The 19505-nt window shown below is 69.3% G+C and carries 19 protein-coding genes; 15 read left to right on the top strand and 4 right to left on the bottom strand.

Annotation, left to right across the window (positions count from 1 at the left end):
* Window positions 1–104: 104 nt before the first annotated feature.
* Window positions 105–1106 (bottom strand): N-acetyltransferase DgcN, encoded by a 1002-nt coding sequence (dgcN, locus tag Q344_RS0114795; RefSeq protein ID WP_028287426.1) that lies wholly within the window; start codon window positions 1104–1106, stop codon window positions 105–107.
* A 325-nt stretch (window positions 1107–1431) separates the two neighbouring features.
* On the opposite strand from dgcN, the gene Q344_RS0114790 reads away from it, so the two are divergent.
* Both Q344_RS0114790 and Q344_RS0114785 read left to right on the top strand, forming a co-directional pair.
* The gene (locus tag Q344_RS0114790) at window positions 1432–2394 is read left to right on the top strand and encodes an L-malyl-CoA/beta-methylmalyl-CoA lyase (RefSeq protein ID WP_028287425.1); all 963 of its coding nucleotides are present in this window, start codon (window positions 1432–1434) and stop codon (window positions 2392–2394) included.
* 203 nt (window positions 2395–2597) lie between these two features.
* Complete coding sequence (locus Q344_RS0114785; protein ID WP_028287424.1) at window positions 2598–4235, top strand: MFS transporter; 1638 nt, start codon at window positions 2598–2600, stop codon at window positions 4233–4235.
* Between the two features lie 57 nt (window positions 4236–4292).
* Here the strand turns inward: Q344_RS0114785 and Q344_RS0114780 are convergent, their stop codons facing one another.
* Window positions 4293–4721 carry an FKBP-type peptidyl-prolyl cis-trans isomerase gene (locus tag Q344_RS0114780; RefSeq protein WP_028287423.1) on the bottom strand — a complete coding sequence of 143 codons (429 nt, stop codon included), beginning with the start codon at window positions 4719–4721 and terminating at the stop codon, window positions 4293–4295.
* A gap of 167 nt (window positions 4722–4888) precedes the next feature.
* Between Q344_RS0114780 and Q344_RS0114775 the strand changes: the two genes are divergently transcribed.
* From Q344_RS0114775 to Q344_RS0114715, 13 genes are all read left to right on the top strand, one after another.
* Entirely contained in the window at window positions 4889–5575 is a 687-nt protein-coding gene (locus Q344_RS0114775) for a haloacid dehalogenase type II (protein ID WP_028287422.1), read from the top strand.
* The gene (locus tag Q344_RS0114770) at window positions 5575–6402 is read left to right on the top strand and encodes an alpha/beta fold hydrolase (RefSeq protein WP_028287421.1); all 828 of its coding nucleotides are present in this window, start codon (window positions 5575–5577) and stop codon (window positions 6400–6402) included. Before Q344_RS0114775 ends, Q344_RS0114770 begins: the two co-directional genes overlap by 1 nt.
* On the top strand, window positions 6399–7388 hold the full coding sequence (locus Q344_RS0114765) for a threonine ammonia-lyase (RefSeq protein WP_028287420.1): 990 nt from the start codon (window positions 6399–6401) through the stop codon (window positions 7386–7388). Before Q344_RS0114770 ends, Q344_RS0114765 begins: the two co-directional genes overlap by 4 nt.
* A gap of 83 nt (window positions 7389–7471) precedes the next feature.
* Window positions 7472–8638 (top strand): 4-hydroxybenzoate 3-monooxygenase, encoded by a 1167-nt coding sequence (gene pobA / locus Q344_RS0114760; RefSeq protein WP_028287419.1) that lies wholly within the window; start codon window positions 7472–7474, stop codon window positions 8636–8638.
* Complete coding sequence (pcaD, locus tag Q344_RS0114755) at window positions 8638–9426, top strand: 3-oxoadipate enol-lactonase (RefSeq protein ID WP_028287418.1); 789 nt, start codon at window positions 8638–8640, stop codon at window positions 9424–9426. The genes pobA and pcaD overlap by 1 nt, the downstream gene beginning before the upstream one ends.
* Window positions 9419–9805: a 4-carboxymuconolactone decarboxylase gene (gene pcaC / locus Q344_RS0114750; RefSeq protein WP_028287417.1), complete on the top strand. Its 387-nt coding sequence runs from the start codon at window positions 9419–9421 to the stop codon at window positions 9803–9805. The genes pcaD and pcaC overlap by 8 nt, the downstream gene beginning before the upstream one ends.
* Window positions 9798–10529, top strand: coding sequence for a protocatechuate 3,4-dioxygenase subunit beta (gene pcaH, locus Q344_RS0114745; protein WP_028287416.1), 732 nt, complete (start codon window positions 9798–9800; stop codon window positions 10527–10529). Before pcaC ends, pcaH begins: the two co-directional genes overlap by 8 nt.
* Window positions 10529–11128: a protocatechuate 3,4-dioxygenase subunit alpha gene (pcaG, locus tag Q344_RS0114740; protein ID WP_028287415.1), complete on the top strand. Its 600-nt coding sequence runs from the start codon at window positions 10529–10531 to the stop codon at window positions 11126–11128. Before pcaH ends, pcaG begins: the two co-directional genes overlap by 1 nt.
* A complete protein-coding gene (locus Q344_RS0114735; RefSeq protein WP_028287414.1) occupies window positions 11125–11829 on the top strand; it encodes an alpha/beta fold hydrolase in 705 nt (234 codons plus the stop codon). The genes pcaG and Q344_RS0114735 overlap by 4 nt, the downstream gene beginning before the upstream one ends.
* Window positions 11829–13157, top strand: a complete 1329-nt coding sequence (locus tag Q344_RS0114730) for a lyase family protein (RefSeq protein WP_028287413.1) — start codon at window positions 11829–11831, stop codon at window positions 13155–13157. Before Q344_RS0114735 ends, Q344_RS0114730 begins: the two co-directional genes overlap by 1 nt.
* A gap of 276 nt (window positions 13158–13433) precedes the next feature.
* Window positions 13434–14516: a Zn-dependent alcohol dehydrogenase gene (locus Q344_RS0114725; protein ID WP_028287412.1), complete on the top strand. Its 1083-nt coding sequence runs from the start codon at window positions 13434–13436 to the stop codon at window positions 14514–14516.
* A 4-nt stretch (window positions 14517–14520) separates the two neighbouring features.
* Window positions 14521–15753, top strand: coding sequence for a mandelate racemase/muconate lactonizing enzyme family protein (locus Q344_RS0114720; protein WP_028287411.1), 1233 nt, complete (start codon window positions 14521–14523; stop codon window positions 15751–15753).
* A gap of 107 nt (window positions 15754–15860) precedes the next feature.
* Window positions 15861–16148: an ArsR/SmtB family transcription factor gene (locus Q344_RS0114715; RefSeq protein WP_051630650.1), complete on the top strand. Its 288-nt coding sequence runs from the start codon at window positions 15861–15863 to the stop codon at window positions 16146–16148.
* Between the two features lie 54 nt (window positions 16149–16202).
* Here the strand turns inward: Q344_RS0114715 and Q344_RS0114710 are convergent, their stop codons facing one another.
* Together Q344_RS0114710 and Q344_RS0114705 are read right to left on the bottom strand one after the other, a co-directional pair.
* Window positions 16203–17603 (bottom strand): FAD-binding oxidoreductase, encoded by a 1401-nt coding sequence (locus Q344_RS0114710; RefSeq protein WP_028287409.1) that lies wholly within the window; start codon window positions 17601–17603, stop codon window positions 16203–16205.
* 67 nt (window positions 17604–17670) lie between these two features.
* Window positions 17671–19482, bottom strand: a complete 1812-nt coding sequence (locus tag Q344_RS0114705) for an MORN repeat-containing protein (protein ID WP_028287408.1) — start codon at window positions 19480–19482, stop codon at window positions 17671–17673.
* Window positions 19483–19505 lie beyond the last annotated feature (23 nt).

Raw genomic sequence — 19505 nt, 5'->3', positions numbered from 1 at the left:
CTTCCTCTTGCCAAAAATATCCTGGGGGAGCTCGAGGGGGCAAAGCCCCCTCGTCCGCAAAAATGGATCGCATGCGCGGGCCGCAAGGCCCGCGCTCCGCCGGATCAGACCGCCTCGAGCGCGTCGACCAGCCGTTCGGCGCCGTGCCGGTAGGGATCGACCGTCGGCAGCCCCATCCGCCCCTCGACCTCGTCGAGATAGGCGCGCGCCTCGTCGTCCGAAAGGTGCTGCGTGTTGACCGAGATCCCCACCACCTCGCAGGCCGGGTTCGCCACCCGCGCCATGGCGAGCGCGGTGTCCCGCAGGTCCTCGAGCGTGGGCAGCTTGTAGCCCGGCAGCCCGCGCATGTGTTCGCGGGTCGGCTCGTGGCAGAGGATCAGCGCATCCGGCTGGCCGCCATGCACGAGCGCCATGGTGACGCCGGAATAGGAGACATGGAACAGGCTGCCCTGCCCTTCGATCATGTCCCAGTGATCGTCATCGTTGTCGGGCGTCAGCCATTCGATGGAACCGGCCATGAAATCCGCGATCACCGCATCCAGGGGCACGCCCTCGCCGGTGATCAGGATCCCGGTCTGTCCGGTCGCGCGGAACGAGGACTTGAGCCCCCGCTTCTTCATCTCGCGGTCCATCGCCAGCGCGGTGTACATCTTGCCGACCGAGCAATCCGTGCCCACGGCCAGGCAGCGCTTGCCGGTCCGCTTCTCGCCATTCGCGATCGGATATTTCACCGACGGCACCCGCACGTCGTGCAGCTTGCGGCCCGTGGCCTCCGCGACGGCCTTCAGGTCGGGCTCGTCGCGCAGCAGGTTGTGCAGGCCCGAGGCGAGGTCGAAGCCCTCTTCCAGAGCCGCGATCAGCACCTTCTTCCAGGCCTGCGAGATCACGCCGCCCCGGTTCGCCACGCCGATCACCAGCGTCTTGGCGCCGGCGGCCTTCGCCTCGGCCAGCGTCATGTCCGGCAGCTTCATGTCCGCCTTGCAGCCTTCCATCCGGAACTGCCCGACCGCGTTGTCGGGGCGCCAGTCGCGGATGCCCTGCGCCACCTTGGCGGCCAGCGGATCGGGCGCGTCGCCCAGGAAGAGAAGATACGGCGTTTCGATCATGTCAGCCCTCGTCAGGAGAATTCGTTGCGCCGGAGGAAACAGGATTCGCCCCGGGATTGCTTTGCATTTAGTGCCGTTCTGCCGCGCGGCGCGCAAGATTGTCCGAAATCCCGGCACATCTGCCGAAGAAGTTCCCACACCGCGAAGCCACGGCGCTCAGGATGCAGCGCCGCCGCTCCGAAAGGCCGCCACGCCCCGTAGGCACGACATCCGCCCCGGCCCCGAGCCCATTGCTGCAAGCGCGAAATCCCCTTGCAGCACAGAGCGCAATTTCATAACCCGGACTCCGACCGAAACGTAATTTCCTTGCCGCGAGGTTCCACCCATGTCCTTCCGCATCCAGCCCCAGCCCGTCGCCCGGCCGAACCGCTGCCAGCTCTTCGGCCCGGCCTCGAACACCAAGCTGCCGCCGAAGATGGCCGCCTCGGCCGCCGACGTGATCAACCTCGACCTCGAGGATGCCGTTGCGCCCGACGACAAGGAGAGCGCCCGCAAGCTCGCCGTCGAGGCCATCGGCGACATCGACTGGGGCAGGAAGACCCTCTCGGTCCGGATCAACGGGCTCGACACCCCCTACTGGTACCGCGACGTGGTCGATCTGCTGGAGCAGAGCTCCGACCGGCTCGACATGATCATGATCCCCAAGGTGGGCTGCGCCGAGGACATCTACGCCGTCGACGCCCTCGTGACCGCCATCGAACGCGCCAAGGGCCGCAAGAAGCCGATCAAGTTCGAGGTCATCATCGAAAGCGCGGCGGGCATCGCCCATGTCGAACAGATCGCCGCCGCCTCCCCCCGCCTCGTCGCGATGAGCCTGGGCGCGGCCGATTTCGCGGCCTCCATGGGGATGCAGACCACCGGCATCGGCGGCACGCAGGAGGATTACTACATGCTGCAGGCGGGCCAGAAATACTGGTCCGACCCCTGGCACTGGGCGCAGGCCGCCATCGTCGCCGCCTGCCGGACCCATGGCGTCCTGCCGGTCGACGGCCCCTTCGGCGATTTCTCGGACGACGAGGGCTTCCGGGCGCAGGCGCTGCGCTCCGCGACGCTCGGCATGGTCGGGAAATGGGCGATCCACCCCAAGCAGGTCGCGCTCGCCAACGAGGTGTTCACCCCCCCCGAGCACAAGGTGACCGAGGCGAAAGAGATCCTCGCCGCGATGGAAGAGGCGCAGAAATCCGGCGCCGGCGCGGTGGTCTACAAGGGCCGCCTCGTCGACATCGCCTCGATCAAGCAGGCCGAGGTGATCGTGAAACAGGCCGAGCTCATCGCCGCCAACGGCTGACCCGGCCGCAAGACCGACGCGGCCCCGCCTGCCGGCAGGGGCCGCCGTCCCGGCGCAATCGCGCCCCTTGAACTGCCCGCGAAATCGGTGCGTTATGCTCCGACGACGCGGGACAGGACGGCTCCGCCCCCTTCCTGCCGCCGCCCGCAGCCACGCCCGCCACAAGGGCGCGGCGCGCGCCAGCCAGGATCCGGAGCAGACCGATAGAACCCAAGAGCAACACCTTCGCTCCGTTCGCCAATCAGACGTTCCGCCGGCTCTGGATCGCCTCGCAGACCTCGAACCTCGGCGGGCTGGTGCAGATGGTGGGCGCGGGCTGGCTGATGACCTCGCTCGCCGGCAGCTCCGAGATGGTGGCGCTGGTGCAGGCCTCCAACACGCTGCCGATCATGGCCTTCTCGCTGATCGCGGGGGCGCTCGCGGACAGTTTCGACCGCCGGCGCATCCTGCTCAGCGCGCAGCTCTTCATGTTGGCGGCCTCCCTCGGCCTCGCGATCTGCGCCTGGCTCGACGTGCTGGGGCCCTGGGGCCTGCTCGGTTTCACCTTCGCCATCGGCTCGGGCATGGCGCTTTACAACCCGTCCTGGCAGGCCTCGATGGGTGACATCGTGAGCCGGACGAACCTGTCCTCGGCGGTGACGCTGAACGCCATGGGCTTCAACCTCATGCGCTCGGTCGGTCCGGCCTTCGGCGGCGCGCTGGTGGCCTTCGCGGGGGCGGCGGCGGCCTTCGCCTTCAACGCGCTGAGCTACATCCCGATCATCGCCGCGCTCTTCCTCTGGAAACCGGCCGAGAAGACCGAACGTCTCCCGCGCGAGCCGCTGGCGCAGGCGCTCGGGGCGGGGCTGCGCTACATGTCGATGTCGCCGCACCTGCTGAAGGTGCTGGTGCGCAGCTGCCTGTTCGGTTTCGCCGCCTCCTCCGCACTGGCGCTGATGCCGCTGGTCGCGCGCGACATGCTGAACGGCACCGCGCTCACCTACGGCCTGCTTCTGGGCTTCTTCGGACTGGGCGCGATCGGCGGCGTGCTGCTCAACGGCCGGGTCCGCGAACGCTACCCGAACGAGCGCATCATCGCGGCCTCGTTCCTGGGCTTCGCCATCGGGCTCTTCATCCTCGCGCTCGGGCGCCACATCGCGGTCAGCGCAGTCGGGCTGATGATCGCCGGGGCCTGCTGGGTGCTGGCGCTGTCGCTCTTCAACGTGTCGGTGCAGATGTCCACGCCCCGCTGGGTGGTCGGCCGCGCGCTGTCGTTCTACCAGACCGCCACCTTCGGGGGCATGGCGCTCGGGTCGTGGATCTGGGGCCTCGTGGCCGAGAGCCATTCGGTTTCGGTCGCGCTGCTGATCTCCTGCGCGCTGCTGACGCTGGGGGTCTTCATCGGGCGCTGGTTCGGCGTCGGCGAATTCGGGGCGCTCGACCTCGATCCGCTGAACACCTTCACCGAACCCGAGCTGCGGCTTGATCTGAGGGCGCGGTCCGGCCCGATCGTGATCATGATCGACTACGTCATCGACGAGAAGGACACCGACGCCTTCCTGGCCGCCATCCACCGCCGCCGGAGGGTGCGGATCCGGGACGGCGCGCGGAACTGGTGCCTGTTGCGCGATCTCGAGAACCCCGACCTCTGGAGCGAGCGGTTCCACGTCGCCACCTGGAACGATTATCTCCGCCACAATGCCCGGCGCACGAAATCCGACCTCGAGGGGTTCGAGACGCTGCAGGCCCTGCACCGTGGCCCGGGGCGGCCCCGGGTCCACCGGCTGATCGAGCGTCAGACCGTGCCGCTGCACGAGGACCTCGCGGTGAAGCCCCTTCCGCCCGAGATCACGCAGCACTGAAAAGGGCCGGGCGGTGTCCCGCCCGGCCCTTGCCCGGTTCAAGAAAGCGGCGGTCGCTCAGGCGATCTCGACCAGCTCGATGTCGAAGGTCAGGTCGCGGCCGGCCAGCGGGTGGTTCGCGTCGAGCGTCACTTCGCTCTCGTTCACCTCGGCGACGGTCACCGGCATCACCTGACCCTGCGGGGTCTGCACCTGCAGCTGAAGGCCCGGCTTGACCTCGATCTCCTCGGGGATCTGGTCGCGCGGCACGGTCTGCATGGCGCCGGGTTCGCGCTCGCCGTAGGCTTCGGCGCAGGGCACCTCCACGGTCTTCTTCTCACCGACGTTCATGCCCGGAATGGCCTTTTCGAGGCCCGGGATGATCTGGCCGGTGCCCACGGTGAATTCCAGCGGATCGCGGCCTTCGGAGCTGTCGAAGGTGGTCCCGTCGTTGAGGGTTCCGGTGTAATGGATACGGACGGTATCGCCCTGCTTGGCTTCGCTCATGGCGTTTCCTTTTCGATGTAGGGGGATGGGTTTGCCGGGGCCGATCTCTACGGGTTGCCCGGTCTTGCCACCCAATTTAGGGGCTCCGGCCGCGCAATGCAAACAAGCCTTCCGCCGGCCCGCGCGTCGTGGCAGGGTCGCCGCGACCTCGCGACGGAGTATCCGCCATGCCCGTGACGACCTGTATCTTCGACGCCTACGGCACGCTCTTCGACGTGGCCGCCGCCGCGCGTGCCGCGGCGCGCGAACCGGACCGCGCCCGGCTGGCCGCGTGCTGGCAGGCGCTGGCCGAGGACTGGCGGATCAAGCAGCTCTCCTATTCCTGGCTTCGCGCGGTGTCGGGCGATCACGCGGATTTCTGGACCGTCACGCAGGACGCGCTCGACTGGGCGCTCGAGCGGCACGGGCTGGACGGCGACGCCGCGCTGCGCGACCGGCTGCTGGCGCTCTACCGCGAACTCGAGGCCTACCCCGAGGTTCCCGCCATGCTGCGGGCCCTGAAGGACCGTGGGCTCACCACCGCGATCCTGTCGAACGGCGCGCCCGGGATGCTGGCCGATGCGGTCGCCTCGGCGGGGATCGGCGACGTGCTGGACGATTGCCTCTCGGTCGAAAGCGTCGGCATCTTCAAGCCTGCCCGCGCCGTCTATGACCTTGTCGGGCACCGCTTCGGAACCGCGCCGGATCAGGTGCTCTTCGTCTCGTCGAACGGCTGGGACGCGGCGGCGGCCGCCGCCTACGGCTTCACCGCGCTCTGGGTGAACCGCAAGGGCGAACCGCTCGATCGCCTGCCCGGCCGGCCCGCCCACATCCTGCCGGACCTCTCCGGCGTCCCCGCGCTGGAGCTTTTCTGATGCCGCATTTCACCGCCCCCGACGGTCTCTCGCTCTGGTACGAGGACACGGGCGAGGGCCTGCCGCTTCTGTGCCTGTCGGGACTGACCCGCACGACCCGGGATTTCGACCACGTCGCCCCGCACCTGAGCGGCGTCCGCATGATCCGCATGGATTACCGCGGGCGCGGGAAATCGGACTGGGCGGAGTGGAAGACCTACGACCCCGCGGTCGAGATGGCGGATGCGCTGAAGCTGCTCGACGATCTGGGCGTGGAGAAGGCCGCCGTGCTGGGCACCTCGCGCGGCGGGCTCATCGGCATGATGATGGCCGCGACCCGGAAGGACCGTCTGCTCGGCCTGGCGATGAACGACGTGGGCGCGGTGGTCTCCGGCGCCGGGCTGCAGGCGATCCGCGGCTATCTCGGCAAGCACCCGGAACAGGCGACAGTCGAAGAGGCCGCCCGCGCGAAGATGGCGCAGAACGCCGCCGCCTTCCCCGGCGTGCCGCTCGAGCGCTGGATCACCGAGGTCGAGAACGCCACCGACATGACGCCCGAGGGGCTGCGGCTGAACTACGATCCCGGCCTCGTCACCGCCACCGAGGCGGGCGGCCCGGTGGAGGGGGACATCGCGCTCTGGCCGCTGTTCGAGGCCATCGCGCCCCTGCCCTGTGCCGTCATCCACGGCGAGAACTCGGACCTCCTGACGCGCGAGACGGTCGAGGAGATGGCCCGCCGCAATCCCGACCTGATCGTGGCCCATGTGCCCGACCGGGCCCACATCCCCTTTCTTGACGAACCCGAGGCGCTCGCCGCGCTGACGGCATGGCTGGAGCAGCTGAAATGAACGACTTCGCAATCACCGTGGCAGACATCGAGGCCGCCGCCTCCCGGCTGAAGGGCCATATCCGGCGCACCCCGCTGCTGACCTCGCCCTTCCTCGACGAGATCGCGGGCCGGAAGGTCTTCGTGAAGCCGGAATGCCTCCAGCACACCGGATCGTTCAAGGCGCGCGGCGCGTGGTCGGCCGTCTCGGCGCTCGCCCCCGATCTGCGCCGGAAAGGCGTGATCGCCTTCTCCTCGGGCAACCACGCGCAGGGCGTCGCGTGGGCGGCGAAGATGCACGGGGCGCCGGCGGTCATCATCATGCCCTCGGACGCGCCCGCGCTGAAGATCGCGAACACTCGTGCCTATGGCGCCGAGGTGGTCCTCTACGACCGGCTGACCGAGGACCGCGACCAGATCGGCACCGAGATGGCCGAGGCGCGCGGGCTCACGCTGGTGAAGCCCTTCGACGAGCCGATGGTGATCGCGGGACAGGGAACGACCGGCCTCGAGATCGCCGAGCAGGCCGCCGAGGCGGGCATCGCGAAGGCCGACGTGCTGGTCTGCTGCGGCGGCGGCGGGCTGACCTCGGGCATCGCGCTGGCACTGGCCGACAAGGCACCCGGCCTGCGCGCCCGGCCGGTCGAGCCCGAGGGGTTCGACGACGTGACCCGCTCGCTCGCGGCAGGCTCGATCCAGCGCAACGAGTCGATGGGCGGCTCGATCTGCGACGCCATCGTGACCCCGCAGCCGGGCAACCTGACCTTCCCGATCATGTCCGCGCTCTGCGGCCCCGGCCTCACCGTCACGGATGACGAGGCGCTCTCGGGGGTGGCCGAGGCCTTCCTGCGGCTAAAGATCGTGGCCGAGCCGGGCGGCGCCGTCGCGCTCGCCGCGGCGCTGACCAGAAAGCACGAGATCGAGGGCGATTCCGTCGTCGCCGTCGTCTCGGGCGGCAACGTCGATCCGGCCATGTTCGCCAAGGCCTTGCAGACCATCGGGAAATGAGCCCGGCCCCGGGCGGGGCCAAAATTGATTGACAGTGACAACCAAATCCATACCCTGTTCCCCGCGAACAGGGAGGATTTGCTTTGCGTTGCCAGGTAGCCATCATCGGTGGCGGGCCGTCGGGCCTGCTGCTGTCGCAACTGCTGCACCGCGCCGGGATCGACACGGTCGTTCTGGAACGCCAGAGCCGGGACTACGTGCTGAGCCGGATCCGCGCGGGCGTGCTGGAATGGGGCTCGGTCGAGATGCTCCGCGAGGCGGGCGTCGGGGCCCGCATGGACGCTGAGGGCTATCCCCACGACGGCGTCTACCTCGCCTGCCGGAACGAAGGCTTCCGGATCGACTTCAAGGATCTCGTGGGCAAGCAGGTGATGGTCTACGGCCAGACCGAGGCCACCCGTGACCTCTACGAGGCGCGCGACCGGATGGACGGCAAGGTCATCCACAATGTCGAGGCTGTGCAGATCCACGGCGCCGACAGCGATGCCCCCTACGTGACCTACACCAGGGACGGCACCGAACACCGGCTCGACTGCGACTGGGTCGCGGGCTGCGACGGCTTCCACGGGGTGTCCCGCCAGACCATCCCGGCGTCCGTCCTGAAGGAATTCGAGCGGGTCTATCCCTTCGGCTGGCTCGGCATCCTCTCCGAGACGCCCCCGGTCGACGACGAGCTGATCTATGCCCAGCACGAACGCGGCTTCGCGCTCTGCTCGATGCGGAACGCCAGGCTCTCGCGCTACTACGTGCAGGTCGCGCAGGACGACAAGGTCGAGAACTGGTCCGACGACGCCTTCTGGGACGAGCTGAGGCGCCGCATCCCCGAGGACGCCGCCGAGCGCCTCGTCACCGGCCCCTCGATCGAGAAATCCATCGCCCCGCTGCGCTCCTACGTCGCCGAGCCGATGAGATGGGGCCGCCTGTTCCTCGTGGGCGACGCCGCCCACATCGTGCCGCCGACGGGGGCCAAGGGTCTGAACCTCGCGGTGTCGGACGTGCACTACCTCTACCACGCCCTCGTGCAGGCCTATGAGGGCGACGCGCACGGGGTCACGCATTACTCGGAACAGGCCCTCGCGCGGGTCTGGAAATCCGAGCGCTTCTCGTGGAGCATGACGGGGCTCCTCCACCGCTTTCCCGACCGCGGCGCCTTCGAGGCCCGGATGCAGGAGGCGGAGCTGGACTATCTGCAACACTCCCGGGCGGCCCAGACCTCGCTCGCGGAGAATTACGTGGGGCTCCCGTACTGATGAAGATCGCAGACCTCGGCGACATCCGCCTGCATTACTCCGACGAGGGCGACCCGGATGGCGCGCCCATCGTCTTCGCCAATTCCCTCGGCACCGATTTCCGGCTCTGGGACAAGATCGTGCCCAACCTTCCCGCCGGGCTGCGGATCATCCGCTACGACAAGCGCGGCCACGGGCTGAGCGACGTTCCGGCGGGGCCCTATTCGATGGGCACCCTCGTCTCGGACGCCGAGAAGCTGATGGACCGCCTCGGGGTGAAGGACGCGCTCTTCGTCGGCCTCTCCATCGGGGGCATGATCGCCCAGGGGCTCTCGGTGAAGCGCCCCGACCTCGTCCGCGCGGTGGTGATCTCTAACTCCGGCGCCAAGATCGGCACCAAGGAGATGTGGGACGACCGCATCAAGGCGGTCCGCGAGGGCGGCGTGGCGGCGCTGGCCGACGCGATCATGGACCGCTGGTTCGCCAAGCCCTTCCACGCAACCGATGAATTCCACGCCTGGCGCAACATGCTGCTGGCGACGCCCACTGAGGGCTATGCCGGCTGCTCCGCCGCGATCTCCGGCACCGATTTCTACACCCCCACCTCGGGCCTGCGCATCCCCGCGCTCGGCATCGCGGGGGCCGACGACGGCTCCACGCCCCCCGACCTCGTGCGCGAGACCATCGACCTGATCCCCGGCTCCAGGTTCGAGCTGATCCGCAAGGCGGGCCACCTTCCTCCCGTCGAGCAGCCCGAGGCCTATTCCCGCATCCTGAACGATTTCATCAGGGGGACCGGCCATGTCTGAGAAATACGACCGCGGCATGCAGGTCCGCCGCTCGGTCCTGGGCGACGCCCATGTCGACCGCGCCGAAGCGAACAAGACCGCGTTCGACCAGCCCTTCCAGGAGCTCATAACCGAAGGCGCCTGGGGCACCGTCTGGGCCTCGGACGGGCTGACGCCGCGCGAACGCTCGCTCGTCACCCTCGCCCTGCTCGCCGGGCTGGGGAATTTCGACGAGGTCGCGATGCATGTCCGCGCGACGCAGAACACCGGGGCCACGAAGAAGGACATCCAGGAAGTCATGCAGCACGTGGCGATCTACGCGGGGGTGCCCAGGGCCAACCACGCGATCAAGATCGCCAAGGCCACGTTCGCCGAGATGGAGGAGACGACGAATGAATGAAGACCTCGGACCGCTGGTCCCGCGCAACCGGGACATCCACCCGCCCGCCTACGCGGTGGATTACAAGACGAGCGTGCCGCGCTCCCCGAACCAGGCGCTGCTGTCGATGGAATCGACGCCCTCCGAGGAAACCGGCCCCCGCTTCGGCCACAACATCCTGGGAAAACTCGACAACAACCTGATCCTGAACTGGACCAGGGGCGAAAGCCCCGCTGTCGGCGAGCGCATCCTCGTCCACGGCCGGGTGCTCGACGAATTCGGCAGGCCCGTGCCGCAGACGCTGGTCGAGATCTGGCAGGCCAACGCGGGCGGTCGCTACCGCCACGTGAAGGACACCTATTTCGCCCCGATCGATCCGAACTTCGGCGGCTGCGGCAGGACCATCACCGACGACAACGGCTATTACGAGTTCCTCACCATCCGCCCCGGGGCCTATCCCTGGCCCAACCGGGCGAATGACTGGCGGCCGATGCACATCCACTTCTCGATCTTCGGCCACAGCTTCGGCCAGCGCCTGATCTCCCAGATGTATTTCCAGGGCGACCCGCTGATCGACCTCTGCCCGATCGCCAACACGATCCGCGACCGCAGCCACCTCGACCGGCTGGTCGCGCCGCTCGACATGGCGAAGTCGCGGCCGCTCGACTTCCTCGCCTACAAGTTCGACATCGTCCTGCGCGGCCGCCGCCAGACCATGTTCGAGAACAAGCCGGAGGGCATGTGATGGTCCAGAAACTCGACACCCTGCAGGAAAGCCCCTCCCAGACGGCGGGCCCCTACGTCCATATCGGCTGCATGCCGACCCACGCGGGCAACGCCGGCGCCTACGAGATCGAGCTCGGCACCTCGCCCATCGAGGACGGGGCCCGGGGCGAGGTCATCACCATCCGCGGGCAGGTCTTCGACGGCACCGGCTGGGCGCTCCGCGACGCGATGATCGAAAGCTGGCAGCCCGATGCGGCGGGGAAATTCCCCGGCCAGGACGGCGCCGACCCCAGGGTCTCGGGCTTCGCCCGCTTCGCCGCCCATGGCGAGAGCGGGGAATACGAACTGCGCACCGTCAAGCCCGGCAGGGTCCCGGCGCGCGGCGGCGGCTTCCAGGCCCCGCATATCTCGCTCTGGATCGTGGCGCGGGGGATCAACACGGGCCTGCAGACCCGCATCTACTTCGAGGACGAGGAAAACGGCGACGATCCCCTCCTGAAGCGGATCGAGCAGCGCCCCCGGGTCGAGACCCTGATGGCGAAAAAGACCGCCGACGGGGAATATCGCTTCGACATCGTCTTGCAGGGAGACAAGGAAACCGTTTTCCTCGACCTGTGAAACGGATTCTCCTCATCCACGGCGCGTGCCATGACCATTGGTGCTGGCACGCGACCGTCCCCCTCCTCGAGGCGCAGGGCCATGACGTCCTTGCCCTCGACATGCCGGGCCGCGGGAACGACACCCGCGATCCGGCGGCCCTCACCCTCGCCGACCACGCCGAGACGATCCTCGGAGCGGCGGGCGACGGCGCGGTCCTCGTCGGCCATTCCGCCGGCGGCTTCTCGATCTCCGCCGCCGCGCAGGCCGCGCCGGAAAAGGCGCTGCACCTGATCTACGTCGCGGCCCTGCTTCCGCAGGACGGCGACACCCTCGTCGGCAAGATGCGCAGCTTCGAAGCCAAGGAGCGCCCCCGCTTCCGCCGCGCCGGCACCGACGCCTACATCTTCGATCCCGAGGGCGCCGCCCCCTTCCTCTACAACGGCGCGACAGAGGCCGAGGCCGCCGCCGCGCTCGACCATATCGTCCCCGAGCCGAACGCCCCGCATCAGGAGGAAATCCGCCTCGAGCCCGGTTTCGACGCGGTGCCGAAAAGCTACATCCGCTGCACCGAGGACCGGATGATCCCCGCCGCAGACCAGGAGCGGATGGCGGCGCAAGGCAAGGCCGCGCGCTACGACCTGGCCACGGGCCATTCCCCCTTCCTCTCCGATCCGCGCGGCCTTGCCGCCCTGATCCACCGCATCGCCGAAAGCTCCTGATGGCCGCCTCCCCGCACGACAGCCAGCTCTACGCCAAGCTCTTCAACCCCGGCGAGATCGGCCGCCTCTTCACCGACAGCGCCGAGATCCGCGCCATGCTGCTGGTCGAGGGGACGCTGGCCAAGGTCCAGGGTGCGGCCGGCGTGATCCCCGAGATCTCCGCCGCCTTCATCCACCGCGCCGCGCTCGAGATCCCGCTCGACCCCGGCGGCATGGCCGAGGCGACGGGCCGGAACGGCGTCCCCGTCCCGGCGCTGGTCGCGGCCTTCCGCAAGGCGATGGAGGCCCCCGAACACGCGCAGTACCTCCACTGGGGCGCCACCTCGCAGGACATCATGGACACCGCCCTGATGCTCCGCCTCCGGCAGGCACTCGCGCTCTTCCACGACGGGCTCTCCGCGCTGCTCTCCGACCTCGCGACGCTGGCCGAGACCCATGCCGAGCTTCCGATGCCCGGCCGCACCTACGGACAGCACGCCACCCCCGTCAGCTTCGGCGCGCAGGTCGCGCACTGGGGCTTCCCGCTGATCGACCTGCGCACCGAGCTCGCCACGATCCGCGAAAGCCTCCCCGTCTCCCTCTCCGGCGCCGCTGGCACCGGCTCCGAGCTCGGCCCCGACCCGGCGGCCCTCCGCGCCGATCTCGCCAGGGCCCTCGGCCTGACGGATCCCGAACGCTCCTGGCACGCCGACCGCAGCCCGCTCCTCCGCATCACCGCCTGGCTCGCCCGCCTCGCCACGGCGCTCGCGAAGATGGGCGAGGACCTGATCCTCGCCACGCAATCCGGCATCGGAGAGATCCGTCTCGGCACCTCCGGCGGCTCCTCGACCATGCCGCAGAAGCAGAACCCCGTCGGCCCCTCCGCCCTCGTGGCGCTGGCCGCCCACGTCAACGCCCTGAACGGCGCGATGCTCGCCGCCGGTCACCCCCGGCAGGAACGGGACGGCGCGGCCTGGTTCACCGAATGGCTGACCCTGCCGCAGCTCACCCTCTCCGCCGCCTCCGCGCTCGAGACCGCCCGCACCCTGGCTCCGGCCCTCACGCCGGACGCCGAGGCCATGCGCGCCGCCCTGAACGACAGCCGCGGCCTCCTCCACGCCGAGGCGCTCTCCTTCCGGCTGGCCGCCCACATGCCCCGCCCCGAGGCGCAGGCGGCGGTCAAACAGGCCTGCCTCCGGGCCCGCGACGAGAACCGCCACCTCGCCGAAATCGCCACCGAGACCTGGCCCGAGACCGACACGCGCGACATCTTCGACCCGGTGGCAGCCCTCGGCACTGCCCCGCAGGAAGCCCGGCTTTTCGCGAAGAAGGCCCGCCAGACCGCCTGAGCAAAGAGAGCACCCCGATCCCGGGGCTCCGCCCGTTCGCGGCTGCCAACGTCCACTGGACGTTGGCCGGGACGCCGCTCACCCCCGCCGGAGGCATCGCGATCCGGCCCCCGGCCGGATCGCAAACATCGTGTGCGCGGCCCGCAGGGCCGCGCTCCGTTCGATCCCGCCCGGCCCTGTGACGCAACGGAATTTCCGGCGAACGGAATTCAATTTCGCACTTGCATGCTACACCACCCCCGGACAAGGTCACCGCAACACCGGAGGAGCCCCATCATGCAAACCGTCAAGGCCGCCGTCTGCGTCGAGCACGGCAAACCGCTCGTCATTCAGGACATCCAGCTCGCCGACCCGAAAATGGGCGAGGTCGAGGTCGAGATCGACGCCGTCGCCATCTGCCATTCCGACATCTCGTTCCAGGAGGGCGGCTTCGGCGGTCCCGTGCCGGCCGTCTTCGGCCACGAGGCCGCGGGCCGGATCACGAAGCTCGGCGAGGGCGTGCAGGGTCTGGAGGTGGGCGATCATGTCTGCGTCACGCTGATCCGCGCCTGCGGGCATTGCACCTCCTGCGGGTCGGGCCAGCCGACGATCTGCGAAACCCCCTATGACGGCACCAGGGGCCCGCTCAGCCAGGACGGCCAGCCGGTCTTCCAGGCGATGGCCTCGGGCGCCTTCGCCGAGAAGGTCGTGGTCGACCAGTCGCAGCTCTGCAGGATCCCCGCGGACCTGCCGAAGGACGTGGCCTCGCTGATCTCCTGCGGCGTGATCACCGGCGTGGGCGCCGCGGCGCTCGCGGCCGACATCCGCGTCGGCCAGGACGTCGTGGTGATCGGCGCGGGCGGCGTCGGGCTCAACGCGATCCAGGGCGCGGTGATCGCCGGCGCCCGGCGGGTCGTCGCCGTCGACATGCTGGACGAGAAGCTCGAGGTCGCGAAGGAATTCGGCGCGACCGACGTGGTCTCGGCCAGGGAGCAGAAGCCCTGGAAGCTGGTGAAGGAGATCCTCGGCCGCGGCGCCGATGCCGTCCTCGTCACCGTGGGCGTCGATGCCGTCTACAACCAGGCGCCGCTCTACCTCGCCGCCGGCGGCAACGTCGTGATGGTCGGCATGCCGCATGGCGACAAGACCTCGTCCTACTCGCCGCTGATCATGGCCAACCAGGGCCAGGGCTTCGTCGGCTCCAAGATGGGCGACGTGGTCATCAAGCGCGACATCCCCTGGATCATCGACCTCTACAAGCAGGGCCGCCTGAAGCTCGACGAGCTGATCTCGGGCCGCTACCGGTTCGACCAGATCAACGACGCGATCGAGAACACCAAGACGGGGGCCGCGCGGCGCAACGTCATCGTGATGCGGTGATCGGGTGAGGCTCGACGGCCTCGACATCATCGTGACCGCCCCGCCCGCGCCGGGCTGGGGCGGTCGCTACTGGATCCTCGTGAAGGTCACCACCGACACCGGGATCACCGGCTGGGGCGAGGTATACGCCGCCGCCGTCGGCGCCGGGGCGCAGACCGCCGTCATCCGCGACGTCTTCGACCGCCACATGGCGGGCGAAAACCCCGAGAACATCGAGCTGATGTTCCGCCGCGCCTATTCCTCTGGCTTCACGCAGCGTCCCGACCCGACCGTGATGGGCGCCTTCTCGGGGCTCGAGATCGCCTGCTGGGACATCCTGGGCAAGCACCGCGACCGCCCCGTGCACGCGTTGATCGGCGGACGGATGAACGACCGCCTGCGGGCCTATTCCTACCTCTATCCGCTGCCGCACCACGATCCGGGTGATTTCTGGATCCGCTCGGACCTCGCCGCCGAAAGCGCGCGCGACCTCGTCGACCGCGGCTACACGGCGGTCAAGTTCGACCCGGCCGGCCCCTACACGATCCGGGGCGGCCACATGCCCGCGATGCGCGACATCTCGCGCTCCGCCGAATTCTGCCGCGACGTGCGCGCGGCCGTCGGCGACCGCGCCGACCTGCTCTTCGGCACCCACGGGCAATTCTCGACCGGCGGCGCGATCCGGCTCGCCAAGGCGATCGAGCCCTGGTCCCCGCTCTGGTACGAGGAGCCGGTGCCGCCCGACAATCCCGACAGCATGGCCGAGGTCGCGCGCGCCACCTCGATCCCCGTCGCGGCGGGCGAGCGGCTGACCACCAAGGCCGAGTTCGCGGCGCTTTTGCGCACCGGCGCCGCGACGATCCTGCAACCGGCCCTCGGGCGCGTCGGCGGCATCTGGGAGGCGAAGAAGATCGCCGCCATGGCGGAAGGCTGGAACGTGCAGATGGCGCCGCATCTCTACTGCGGGCCCGTCGAATGGGCGGCCAACATCCAGTTCGCGGCCTCGATCCCCAACCTGTTGATGATCGAGACCATCGAGACCCCGTTCCACGCCGCCCTCATCAAGGGGGCGATCTCGGTCGAGGGCGGGTACGTCACGCCCCCCTCCGGGCCCGGCCTGGGCATAGAGGTGGACGAAGAGCTCGCGCGTACCCATCTGTGGAGTGGCAAAAGCCTGCACCTGCAGATGCAGGACGCTCCCTGCGACTACACGGACGAGAACGTCTTCGAAGGGGGGGCTCCGAGCGTGAAATCCTGATCTCGCTTTTGCCGTAGCGAAATGGTAAGAAACTTTCGTTCTGACAAAAACGAATTGGAAAGCGTGTGAGCCCAATGGATGCCGCTCCCCCCGCACCCGCGGAAGAAATGGCGGAAAACGCCGGAAAGGCAGCCGCCTTCCTCAAGACTCTGGCCCATGAGGGGCGGCTGATGATTCTCTGCCACCTCGGAAATGGCGAGAAATCCGTCGGCGAACTCGAGTCGCTGCTCGAGATGCGGCAGGCGGCCGTCAGCCAGATGCTGGCCCGCCTGCGGGACGAGGGTCTGGTGGACACGCGGCGCGACGGCAAGACGGTCTACTACCGTCTCGCGGGCGACAGCACCTCGCAGGTGATCGCGCTGCTCTACCGTCTGTTCTGCGAACCGGTCAGCTGACCGGACACCCCGCGAACCGGCCCGCCGCGACCATTGCAGCGACGGGCCGCCCGCTCAGGGCAGCATCTTGCCCGGGTTCATGATCCCCTTCGGATCGAGCGCGGCCTTGATGGCGCGCATCGCGCCGAGCGCGGCCGGGTTCTTCCGCCGCGCCATCGAGTTCAGCTTGTAGATCCCGATCCCGTGCTCGGCAGAGAAACTGCCGCGCATGTCCACGACGATATCCTCGATCGCCTCGACCATCCGGTCGTGCTCCAGGGGATCGTCGCTGCCGGGCCAGACGGTGTAGTGGATGTTGCCGTCGCCGAGATGGGCGACGATCGACCGCCCGGCGCCCGGATCGACCCGGGCCAGCACCGCGTCCGCCCGCGTGATGAATTCGTCCATCCGGTCGACCTCGACCGCGACGTCGTTCGTCACCCGCGGCGACCGCGTGCCCGCGACCTCGGCCGCGGCCTCGCGCCGGGCCCACATCACGCGGCGCTGCGCCTCGCTCTGCGCCACCACGGCATCGAGCAGCAGGCCCTCCTCGAAGAACCGGCCCAGGATCGCCTCGAAGCGGGCGACGAGCGGCACCTCTCCGTCCGGGCCGGGCGTGCTGTCCCGCGGCACGGTGGAGCCGAGCTCCATCAGCACGTTGACGGGCTGCGGCGTGTCGAAGGGCATCCCGTGTTCGGGATGCATCTGCGCATAGTTCTCGACGTAATCGCCCGGCATGTATTCGCAGGCCTCGACCGCGCCGCCGCTGTCCTCCTGCACCGCGTTCAGGATCTTCAGCGCCGCGCCGAGGTCGCGGGGGGCAAGCATGGCGGTCGCATGGGCGCGCGGCTTCGGCACCAGCTTCAGGACGGCGGCGGTGATGATGCCCAGCGTTCCCTCGGCCCCGATCATCAGGTGCCGCAGGTCGTAGCCGGAATTGTTCTTGTGCAGGCCCGTCATCAGGTCCAGCACCTCGCCCGAGGGCAGCACCGCCTCGATCCCGAGCACGAGGTCGCGGGTGTTGCCGTAGCGCAGCACGTTCGAACCGCCGGCATTGGTCGAGAGGAAGCCACCCACCATGCAGGAGCCGCGCGCACCGAAGGTCAGCGGAAAGCTCAGGCCCCTGTCCTCGACCGCCTCGTGCAGCCGGGTCAGGACCACCCCCGCCTCGACCACCGCCGACCGCGCGTCCTGCCGGATCTCGCGGATCGCGTTCATCCGGTCGAGCGAGATCACCAGCGCGCCCTCGGCCGCCGTGGCGCCGGTGAGCCCGGTCAGCCCGCCTGCCGGGACGATGGCCTGCCCGGCGGCGTTCGCGGCCGTCACCAGCGCGGCCACCTCGGCCGTGTCCGCGGGCCGGGCCACGGCCAGCGGCGTCGCCTTGATCTTGCCGGTGGCGTCCGTCGTCCAGCGGGCGGCGCCCTCTCCGGTCAGCAGGTATTTCTCGCCCACGATGGCGCGGTAGTCGTCCAGCACATGCCCCTCCCTCGGCTTCGTCGGGCCTTGATGCAGCGAAGCGGCGCGACGGGCAAGGGCTGCCGCGTCAGCAACTCCCCCCGGCCGGGTCGAGGTAGCAGCTCGCCGGGCGGGCGCTGCTGGTGAACGCGGGCTGCCGCGGGTGCAGGAAGAACAGGTGGACGGGCGGCGTGCTGCGGACGCTGCCGTCGGCGAAGCTCGCCTCGACCTGCAAGTTGTGCCATGCGCTCTTGCGCGACCAGAGCGCGAGCCCCGCGATCAGCCGGTCGATGTTCGGATTGCCGCGGACCGGGATGTTCACCCGGTATCCGCCCGCGTCCGGGTTCAGCTCGACGTGCTGGAACTGCGGCGCCTCGGGCGCATAGGCCCCGGCATCGCCGCACTCGGCCAGCGGCGCGGGCGTTTCGATCTTGAGCAGCGGAATGTCGACCGAGAACCACTGCTCCGAGGTCTGCGGCTTGCCGAAAGCGTCGGTCCAGCCGTAGCTCATCTTCGCCTGCATCCGCGTACTCAGCCCGTCCCAGCCGTTCACGTAGGGTCCGAGCTGGCCGAAGTTCACCGATTGCTTCGCGGTGGCCCGGCACTGGTCCAGCAGGTCCGCAGAGGGGCAGGTGAAGCGCTCGGTCTCCAGCCGGTTCACGTCCACCCCCGCCGCGGCGAGGACATCGCGCACGTAGATGTCAACGCCCTGCTCGATCCGGGGGATCGGCAGCTCGAACCAGCCCGAGCCATGCTCCTGCCCGCGCGGGACGTTTGGATCGTAGCCCTTCGGGTCGATGAAGCGGACCTGCGCGGTGCCGCTCTCGACCGGTCCCCAGCCGTAATTCAGGATCGAGAAGCTGGGCCGGAAGCCGACACAGCCCAGGTGCGGATCGGCCGTCAGCATCGGCTGGAGATGCGGCGCGGCCTGACGCACGACGAGGTCGAGCGACTTCAGCCGCTCCCGCCCGCCGTTTCTGGTCCCCATCTCGAGGGCGAGGAAGGCGCGCGTCTCGTCCCATTCCGCATCGGTGCCGCGCCTGAGGGTATAGCCGAATTCCGACAGCCAGCCCCGCCCGTTCCAGAGGTTCTGGTCGCCCTCGTCGCGCGGGAAGATGTAGACCGAACCGTCGGCGGCCTCGCTGGCATATTGCACCGCGGCATTCTCGGTGGTCCGCAGGTCGACCCCGAGCGCCAACCTGACGTTGGAGGCGGAATCCCCGCCCTGTGCCGGAAGCAGCCCGCCGACCAGCGCGTCGGGCACGTCGGGCCGGGCGGTTTCGACCAGTTGCCCCATGTCATGGGTGACCGCGTAGCTCAGGCCGCCCGGCTCGGTGATGCGGCCGGGGCCGTGCCGTTCTCCGGCCACGAACCCGCCCGCGTAGACCGTGCCGTCGCGCCCGCGCCAGGTGCCCGTGCCGTCCGGGCGGTTCGCGGCGAAACCGCCCTCGTAGACATTGCCCCCGGCATCGCGGCTGTAGCCCTCGCCCTCGAGCCTGCCGGCGATCCATTGGCCGCGGCGCTCGGCCCCGTCGCGGTAGGTCAGCTGGCCCGGCCCTTCGAAGCGCCCGGCCTTCAGACTGCCCTCGTAGCGGTGATCGACGCCGCGCGGATCGTAATCGGCCAGCCCCTCGATCCGCCACGTCACCACGCCCGGCCCCTCGGCAAAGCCCGCCGCATCGACGCCGGGCCAGTTCCCGGGCGCAGGATCCCAGCGGAAGGTCAGGCTGAGCTCGGGATGCGGGGCAACGACACGCACCATGCGGCGCACGACCTCGCCCGCGGCCCGGTCATAGAGCACGTGCAGGCGCTCCTGGGGGGCGGTCTGCGGATCGGCGATCGCGGGGGCGGCGGACAGGAAATGGGCCGAGAGGACGGCGATAAGAAAACGTCGGGTCATGCAAACCTCATCCGTAAATAACG

The sequence above is a fragment of the Pseudooceanicola nanhaiensis DSM 18065 genome (assembly GCF_000688295.1).
GTDB classification, from domain to species: domain Bacteria; phylum Pseudomonadota; class Alphaproteobacteria; order Rhodobacterales; family Rhodobacteraceae; genus Pseudooceanicola; species Pseudooceanicola nanhaiensis.
This window is presented reverse-complemented; position numbering and strand designations above follow the sequence as displayed.